We start from the raw sequence: 688 nt of genomic DNA, 5'->3' as shown, positions 1-688 counted from the left end.
ATTGCCTATATAAAAGTGTTGCGGCAGATTAGCAGCTATTTATGGATTAGTTAGCCAACCTGTATAATTCAAGAACATTCGTAATTTCCAGCTTATCGAAGATCCGCTTCTTTATGGTGGAAACCGTCGAAATTCTTCTGTTGATCAGGCTACCGATCTGAGAAGTTCCCATACCTAGCAGCATATAGTCGGCAATTTCATTTTCCCGCCTGGAAAGCTTGTGTCTGAAAGCCGTCAGGGAACTTTCAGGCATGCCGATCACCGGTTTTGTAGGTAGGTCCAGGCATAACTTCCCACTTGTTACGGCTTTGATACAAAGCGACAATCCTTCCAACTCACTTTGTGCGGCGACATAGCCAACCGCCCCAAGTCCGATAAAAGGAATCAGCGTTTCAAAGGTGGCTTTACCTCCGTACAAGATGATGTGCGATGTTGGGAAAGCACGCCTGAGGTTAGCCACTTCCGCATATTTAAGTGTTGCGCTATGGTAACCCAGAATGAGGATCTTATATGGGTTATTCTTCGGGCATGTGATAAGCTCGTAGACGAGCTTATATTCTTGAACATAAATGTCAGCAGCTGAATCTTCCAGAAACAAGCGAAGCTTGCTTCTTTGCTCAGCGTTTCGATGGACGATTGCCATCCGGAAGGGGTTTGCCATTTTTAGTAGACTGAATAATCGAATTTT

1 protein-coding gene is annotated in these 688 nt (G+C 44.6%); it reads right to left on the bottom strand.

The annotated features are described in order from the left end of the window. Positions 1–46: 46 nt before the first annotated feature. Positions 47–688 (bottom strand): response regulator transcription factor (locus ACQ4MZ_RS31565; protein WP_430852029.1); only part of this gene is annotated, 642 nt, incomplete at its 5' end.

The sequence above is a fragment of the Dyadobacter sp. BHUBP1 genome, assembly GCF_050587785.1.
In the GTDB taxonomy this organism is placed as follows: Bacteria; Bacteroidota; Bacteroidia; order Cytophagales; family Spirosomataceae; genus Dyadobacter.
This window is presented reverse-complemented; position numbering and strand designations above follow the sequence as displayed.